Origin of the sequence: Streptomyces sp. NPDC058877, from assembly GCF_042742855.1 — a bacterium.
In the GTDB taxonomy this organism is placed as follows: Bacteria; Actinomycetota; Actinomycetes; order Streptomycetales; family Streptomycetaceae; genus Streptomyces.
Genome location: NZ_JBHYMF010000274.1, coordinates 1 through 7,458 on the forward strand (window position 1 = coordinate 1; position 7,458 = coordinate 7,458).

3 protein-coding genes are annotated in these 7,458 nt (G+C 68.4%); 1 reads left to right on the forward strand and 2 read right to left on the reverse strand.

Translation table 11 applies throughout. The features are described 5' to 3' along the window. Together ACFW2Y_RS33515 and ACFW2Y_RS33520 are read right to left on the reverse strand one after the other, a co-directional pair. The coding region (locus ACFW2Y_RS33515) for an amino acid adenylation domain-containing protein (protein WP_384886827.1) at nucleotides 1-4,482 on the reverse strand (4,482 nt) is incomplete at its 3' end. Between the two features lie 298 nt (nucleotides 4,483-4,780). Beyond that, entirely contained in the window at nucleotides 4,781-6,031 is a 1,251-nt protein-coding gene (locus ACFW2Y_RS33520) for an MFS transporter (protein WP_384886830.1), read from the reverse strand. A gap of 84 nt (nucleotides 6,032-6,115) precedes the next feature. Between ACFW2Y_RS33520 and ACFW2Y_RS33525 the strand changes: the two genes are divergently transcribed. After that, entirely contained in the window at nucleotides 6,116-7,300 is a 1,185-nt protein-coding gene (locus ACFW2Y_RS33525) for a cytochrome P450 (RefSeq protein WP_384886833.1), read from the forward strand. The last annotated feature ends 158 nt before the right edge of the window (nucleotides 7,301-7,458 follow it).

A 7,458-nucleotide genomic window follows, 5' to 3' on the forward strand; every position in this document is an offset into this window, starting at 1 on the left:
CGCACCCTCCAGCCGCTCCGCCAAGCCCGCGACGGTGCGTGCCTCCAGCAGCGCACCGATCGACACGTCCACGCCCAGAACGGAACGCACACGGCTCATGAGACGTGCGCCAAGGAGGGAGTGGCCTCCGAGGTCGAAGAAGCTGTCGTCGACGCCGACGTGTTCCACGCCGAGGATGTCGGCGAACAGGCCGCACAGGATTTCCTCCCGTACGGTGCGGGGGGCGCGGCCCTTGCCGTCGGTCGTTGTCTCGGGTGCCGGCAGGGCGCGGCGGTCGACCTTGCCGTTCGCCGTCAGCGGGAGTGCGTCCAGGACCACTACCGCCGAGGGTACGCAGTACTCCGGCAGCAGCCCCGCCGTGAACTCCCGCACCTGGGCGGCGCTCAGCCGTGCCCGGTCGTGGGCCGGGACATTGGCGAGGGCGGAGCTGCCTCCCGTGTGCCGCGCCGGTCGCCGGGTTCCGACGAGCGCGGCGCCCTGCGCGGTGTCACGGCGGACGAGCAGCACGTCCAGTGCGGAGCTCGGGCCGGCGGCGCCGTCGGCCGAGGTGAGAACGGTGCGGTAGCCGTGGCGCTCGGCCAGTTCGGCGAGGAGGGCGGGGACGAGGGGCGGCTCGGGAAGCGCGACGGTGGCATCGACGGCCGCCTTGAGCCCCGCCGCGTCCGTCGCGTGGGCGAGGGCATCGACGAGGGCATGGGGGATGGCGAGCCGGGCGTACGGGACTCCGGTCACCCGTAGGCAGATGGGGAGAGCGGCCTCCGGAGCCGCCAGGGCCGCGGTCAGCTCGTCCCTTGCCGTGGAGCCGCCGCCGACCCACGGGACCGACGGTGCACCGGCGGCGTCGACGATGTCCAGCCCGCGTTGGTGCAGCACGACGTCGTACCGGTAGCGCGTCAGCTCGTTGGAGGCAGCACGCGGCTTGACCCGGATGTCGGCACCCGCGAGGGCCGGGTGCGTTTCGGCATAGTTCTGGAAGTACTTCGGGTCCAGGAGGAGTTCCTCCTCCTCGGCGACGGCGCCGCGCACGTCCTGTCGCAGGGCCTCGGGCGCGGCGGGTTCGCGGAGGGCACGCAGTGCGCGCTCGGTCTGGAACTGTTCCAAGAGGCGGAGGTCGCGTACGTCGCCGACGACGACGCGTCCGCCCTCTCGCGTCAGCTCGACGACGCGGGCCAGGACGTCGTCGAGGTACGCGGCCGACGGGAAGTACTGGACGACGGAGTTTAGGACGACGACGTCGAAGTAGTCGGCCGGAAGGCCGTCCGTGACGTGGGCGGGCCGGGCGAGGAGGGTGACGCGGTCGGCGTGCTCGTTTCCCTCGATGCTCCGGCTGAGCCTCTCGATCGCGGTCTCCGAGATGTCGGTGCCCCAGTACTCCTCGCTGAGCGGGAGCAGCCGGGACAACACCATGCCGTTGCCGACGCCGATTTCCAGAATGCGCTTCGGCTTCAGCTCGGTGATGAGCTCGGCGGTGTCCTCCAGCCATTCGGTCATTTCGTCGTCAGGGATGAGGCCGCCGTCATAGCTGTTGTGCCAGCCGACGAATCCCGCCCCGAAGTCTTCCGCCTGCGCCGATTCGTATGACGACTCGAAGACGGACTTCCAGTCGTCGACCTGCTCAACCGCATCGGAGGCGGATGCGCGGGATGTGTCGCGTGCGGGGGTGACGTAGGCGATGAGTCGGCGGTCGTCGGTGTGGTCCTCTCGGACGCAGACGACTGCTTGGCCGACGCCGGGGCAGGATGCCACTACCGCTTCGACTTCGCCCAGTTCGATGCGGTGTCCGCGGATCTTGACCTGGTCGTCGATGCGGCCGATGAATTCCAGCTGGCCGTCCGCGCGCCACCGGACCTGGTCGCCGGTGCGGTACATTCGGCCGCCCTGGGTCGAGAAGGGGTCGGCGACGAACCGTGAGGCCGTCACGGCGGCACGGCCTACGTAGCCGCGTGCCAGGCCGGCGCCACTCACGTACAACTCGCCGACCATTCCCACGCCCACCGGATTCAGACGGCCATCCAGTACGTATACCCGCGCGTTGCGGATCGGTCGGCCGATGGGAACGACGGCGCCGTCGACGACGTCGTCCGGTTCCACCACGAAGGCCACACAGCCCACCGTGGTCTCGGTGGGACCGTACTCGTTGATCACGCGGACTCCCGGTGACAAGGCGCGCCACTGCTCCAGCACGCCCGATGCCAACTGTTCACCGCCCACCACCAATTCGGCGACCGAGGAGACGCGCGCGGGCAGTCCTTCCAGCAGGGCCGCATGGCTCGGCGTCACCTTCAGCCAGTCGACGTGATCTCCCGGGGGAACGCGTCCTTCTTGCAGAGACACCAGCTCGACGCGGCCACCCGACACCAACGGCACGAACAGGCTGGTCACCGACATGTCGAACGCGGCCGAGGAATGCACCAAGCCCAGACCGGTAACACCGCGGTAGACCGAACGGGCCCATCCGACGTAGTTCGACAGCGCGCGATGCTCGACGACCACACCCTTGGGACGCCCCGTCGAACCCGACGTGTAGATCACATACGCCGCGTGGGCATCCCGCACGCCCACATCGCCCAGCGGCTTCCCGTCGAGGGCGTCGACCGCTGCCGAGACCGTCGGGTCGTCCACATCCACGACCGGCACACCACCGGCGAAGCCGGCGGCCCTGACGCCCGAGCCGGCGCCGGCCAAAACCAGAACCGCGCCGGAATCGACGACCAACGAGGCCAACCGCTCATCGGGATGGCCCAGGTCCACCGGCAGGTACACACCGCCGGCCGCCAGTACCGCCCACACGCCGACCAACTGCTCCACCGAAGACGGAGCGGCCACCATCACGACACGCTCAGGCCCCACTCCCAGATCCCGCAAATACCGTGCCAACCGGAATACGCGAGCACCGAATTCCGCATAACTCAGCGACACTCCCGCCGCCGAATCCACTACCGCGACATCATCACCGCGCTCGGCGACCACACCCTCGAACAACGAGGAAACCAACTCACCCCCGCCACTGACATTCGTCGCATTCCAATCCACCAGCACCCGATCCAACTCCGCGCCGTCAACCAACACGACCTGCGAAACACACAACTCCGCATCCGCGGCGACGGCCTCGAGAACCCGGCAGTACTGGGCGATGAAACGATCGACGGTGTCGCGCTCGAACAGGTCGGGGCTGTAACGCAGTGATCCCGCGAGGGCGTCGCCCTCGACGGCAAGCCGCATTTCGAGGTCGAAGCCGGTTGAGCTTGCCTCGGCACTGAGGGTGTCGAGGCCGAGGCCGGGCAGCCGCGGGTCCTGGTCCTCGCGGCCGCCGTCGAAGGCGATCTGGAAGATCGGGTTCATGCTGGCCCTGCGGTCCGGCGCCACCGCCTCCACCACCCGCTCGAAGGGGATGTCCTGGTTGGCGTACCCGCCCAGGGCGACGTCGCGGACCAGGCGAACCATTTCGCTGAAGGTCGGGTCGCCGTCCCACTTCACGCGTAGTGGGAGCTGGTTCACGAACAGGCCGATGAGGCCTTCGAGGTCACTGGAGGTCCGGCCGGCAACCGGTGTGCCGGTGACGATGTCGCTCGTGCCGGTGCCGCGCGCCAGGAACACGTCCCAGGCCGCCAGGAGGACCATGAACAGGCTCGCGTCATGTGCCTCGCCCAGGGTGCGCAGGGCGGCGAGGGTGGCGTGCGAGACGGAGAAGTCGACGCGCTCGCCGCGGCCGCTGAGGACGGTGGGCCGGACGTGATCGGTGGGCAGGTCCATGGCTTCGGGAGCGCCGCGGAGCTGGTTCTTCCAGTACGTCAGCTGCTGCTGAGCCGCGTCCGAAGCCATCCACGACTCCTGCCACTCGGCGTAGTCGCTGTACTGGATGGGCAGGGGTTCCAGGGCGGGCGCCCGCCCGCCGCGGGCGGCGTCGTACAGGTCGCCCAGCTCCCGCCAGAACACGTCCATCGACCAGCCGTCGACGACGATGTGGTGGGCGATCAGCATCAGCAGGTGGCGGTCGGCTGCGAGGCGGATGATCCGGACCCGCAGCAGCGGCCCCCGGGTGAGGTCGAACGGCTCGACGGCCGCCTGCCGGGTCCATGCGACGGCCTCCTCCTCGGCTTCCCGCTCGTCCTTGCCGGACCAGTCGACGAGAGGCACGTCGAGCGGCGCCGGGGCCGCGATGACCTGGACGGGTTCGCCGGCGACGTTCTCGAAATACGTGCGCAGGATGTCGTGGCGCGTGCGCAGCTCATTCAGCGCAGTCATGAAGGCAGCGAGGTCGAAGTCACCGCGGAGGCGCCAGAGATAGTCGGCGTTGTACGCGGGGGATTCGGGCTGCAGCTGGTCGACGAACCACAGGCGGCGCTGGGCAAATGAGGCATGCGCCCGGTTGTTTTCTGGGGTTGCGCGACGCGGTATCCGCTGCTCTTCGACTCCGTCGACAGCGGCCCCTCGAAGTCGCTGCTGAATAAGCTCGAGCTGTTCGATGCTGAAGTCGTTCACTACCGCTCCCTGGCATGACTGCTGTGGTAAGGGAAATCCACGCGCTGTTTTGGATGACATTGCGCCACCGTCAACGTAGTTGATTTACCCATGCCCATTGCTTGGAGCGAGAGAGAGGTAAGAACAATCGCCCGGGAAAACGAACGGAGCTCCCGGCGCGGTTCACCCGGGTGGTGACACCGGCGGCCAGGAGCTTCGTCGTGGGACGCGGTGGGAAGAAGGCCTTTCACTCCGGCCCGGTCCCGGGAGAGCGGCATGTCCCGCCAGCGAGACACCTCTCATGTCACCGCGGGTGCGGTCATGCGGCGGCGGCGCGACCGCGCCGCAGGAGTACGACGACCGCGGCTACGAGGCCGAGGAGAACGGTGGCGATCGCCGAAGCGAGGAGCGTCTGACGTGCGCCGATGGCCGTGCTCAGCGGTCCGCCGATCATGTTGCCCAGGGGTACCGAGACGATCATGACGGTGCCTCGGGCGGCCAGCACCTGCGGCAGCTGCTGCGGGGTGGCGGCGCGCTGGAACAGCACGGTCGAAGTGGCCGCGTAGGGAGCCCATATGAGGCCCGCCAGGCCGAAGGAGACCAGCGCGACGGCGGTGGGTGCGCCGAGCCCCATGGGCAGCAGCGCGGCGCCGAAGCCGATGACGATGCCGATGGTCGTCGGCCACAGTGACCAGTTGCGCAGATAGCCGGTGATCAGTCCGCCGATCACCGAGCCGATGCCGAATGCCGTGTAGTACCAGGCGAGCATGGCGGCCGAGCCGCCGAGTTCCTCGGAGACCAGGACCGGCAGAGCGATCAGGACGGGGCCGAAGAGGAGGAAGTATCCGAAGGTCAGGGCCAGTAGTCCGGACAGACGACGGTCGCCCAGGATGGCGCGGAAACCGGCCGAGCGGGAGGCCTGGCTCCGGGGCGTGTCGGAGGCGGCCGTTCGAGGTGCGGCCATGCGGTAGGTGAGGGCCAGCAGGGCGAAGGTGGCCGCGTCGACCGCGATCACCGTCGCCGCGCCTCCCCAGGCGATGAGCAGGGCGGCGACGGGCGGCCCGACGACGGTGGCGAACTCGCTGAAGATCGTGATCACCGCGTTTCCCGCCAAGTGGTGCCGCTCCTGTAGGACTTCGGTAAGCAGCGTGTAGCGCCCGGCCGTTCCCCAGGCGTGCAGGAGGGAGGAGGCAGCCAGCAGTGCGATGTAGAGCCCCATGGACAGTGCGTCCAGGACATACATGACCGGAATCAGGCCGAGCGCGGTCGCCCTCAGGATCGCGTCCCAGCCCGCGAGTTGAGCCCCGCTGCGGGCCGACAGCAAACGGCCGAAGAGAATCCCGCCCAGTGCCCCTGGCAGGATGTACGCCACTGCGGCGACCGCCACCCACGTCCCCCTGCTGCCTTCGGGGGCCAGTTCCAGAGCCAGCCAGGTGACGGCGACGGTACTCATCCCGTCCCCGATGTACGACAGCCCCACGCCAGGCAGGATTCTCCGCAGAACCGGGTGCCGGACCACCGGCCAGTAGGGCGACGAGCTGACGATTTTTCGTACGGATTCGCTTGGCATGGCGCCATGACATAGGCGGCGCCCACTCGGTGTCAAACGCTATCGCGCAGAGCGTATCCGCGCCCGGATGAGTGAGGTGGGACGATGGATCTGGGAAACCCGGACCTTTACACAAATGCCGATCGATATGCGCGCTGGAGGTCTCTGGTCGCGGCGGGAGAACCGCACTGGAGCGATCCGGCTGAGGCACACGACGGTTTTTGGTCAGTTTTTTCGTACGAAGCGTGCGGCAAGGTGCTTTCCCCGTCGGCTCCGATGACGTCGGAATACGGCATGATGATCGGGTTCGACCGGGAGCACGTTGATCTCTCCGCGGGCCGCATGCTGGTGACGGCCGAGGGCGACCGGCACCGGAAGCTGCGCCGCATCGTCAGCCCGTTCCTCACCCGCCTGGCCGCTGGTTCGTTCACCGAGCGCATCGAGCAGGAGGTGTCCGGCCTGCTGCGCACCGCGCGGGAGGGCGGGCACGAAGGGGGTGCGTTCGACGTTGCCAAGGGGATCGGGCCGTACCTCCCGGCGGCCACCGTCTGCGAGATCCTCGGCGTGCCGGCCGCCGACCGGGAACGGCTCATCACGCTGACCGGCCATGCTTTCGGCGGGGAGGACAGCAGCTACGACGGAATGACGCCGTCCATGGCGCACACCGAGATCCTCTCCTACTTCTACGACATGATCACGGAGCGGCGGCGGTGTCCGGGCGACGACCTGGTCAGCGCGCTCCTCGCCGACCCGGAGCTCGACGACCAGGACGTGCTGCTGAATTGCGACAACGTGCTGATCGGCGGGAACGAGACCACGCGGCATGCCGTCGCCGGTACCTTCCACGCCCTGGCCGAGGCGCCCGACACCCTGGCCCTGCTCGGCGGAGATCCGGAGGCCTTCGCGCCCGCCGTGGAGGAGGTACTGCGGTGGGCCTCTCCGGCGCTCCATGTCCTGCGGGTCACCACGGGGGAGTTTTCGGTCGCCGGGCAGGTGATTCCGGTCGGCAGCCCGGTGGTGGCCTGGCTTCCGGCGGCGAACCGCGATCCCCGGGTATTCGACCGGCCCGATGAATTTCAACCCCGGCGCACCCCCAACAAACACTTGGCGTTTGGCTACGGTCTGCACCACTGCATGGGAGCCGCGTTGGCCCGGATGGAAATCGACGTTCTGCTGCGTGTCCTGAGCCGGGAGGCCAAGTCGATATCGATCGCGGATGAACCACAGTGGATCCGTGGCCTGCTCGTGCAGGGATATAAGAGCATGCGCGTGGCCGTCGACTGGAATTGAGGAATGTCCGAGATGAATCGATCGATCCCCGAACAGTGTCCTGCCGAGCGGCTCGTAGACCGTTTCGAGGCGTGGGTGGACCGGGCTCCGGAGGCTGTTGCCCTGGTGGCGGAGGGCCGTGAGACGACGTACGGAGAACTCGACGCCCGTGCGAACCG

Coding starts and splice junctions, on each gene's coding strand:
- ACFW2Y_RS33520 (WP_384886830.1), bottom strand. CDS start 6,031: ATGCCAAGCGAATCCGTACGAAAAATCGTCAGCTCGTCGCCCTACTGG.
- ACFW2Y_RS33525 (WP_384886833.1), top strand. CDS start 6,116: ATGGATCTGGGAAACCCGGACCTTTACACAAATGCCGATCGATATGCG.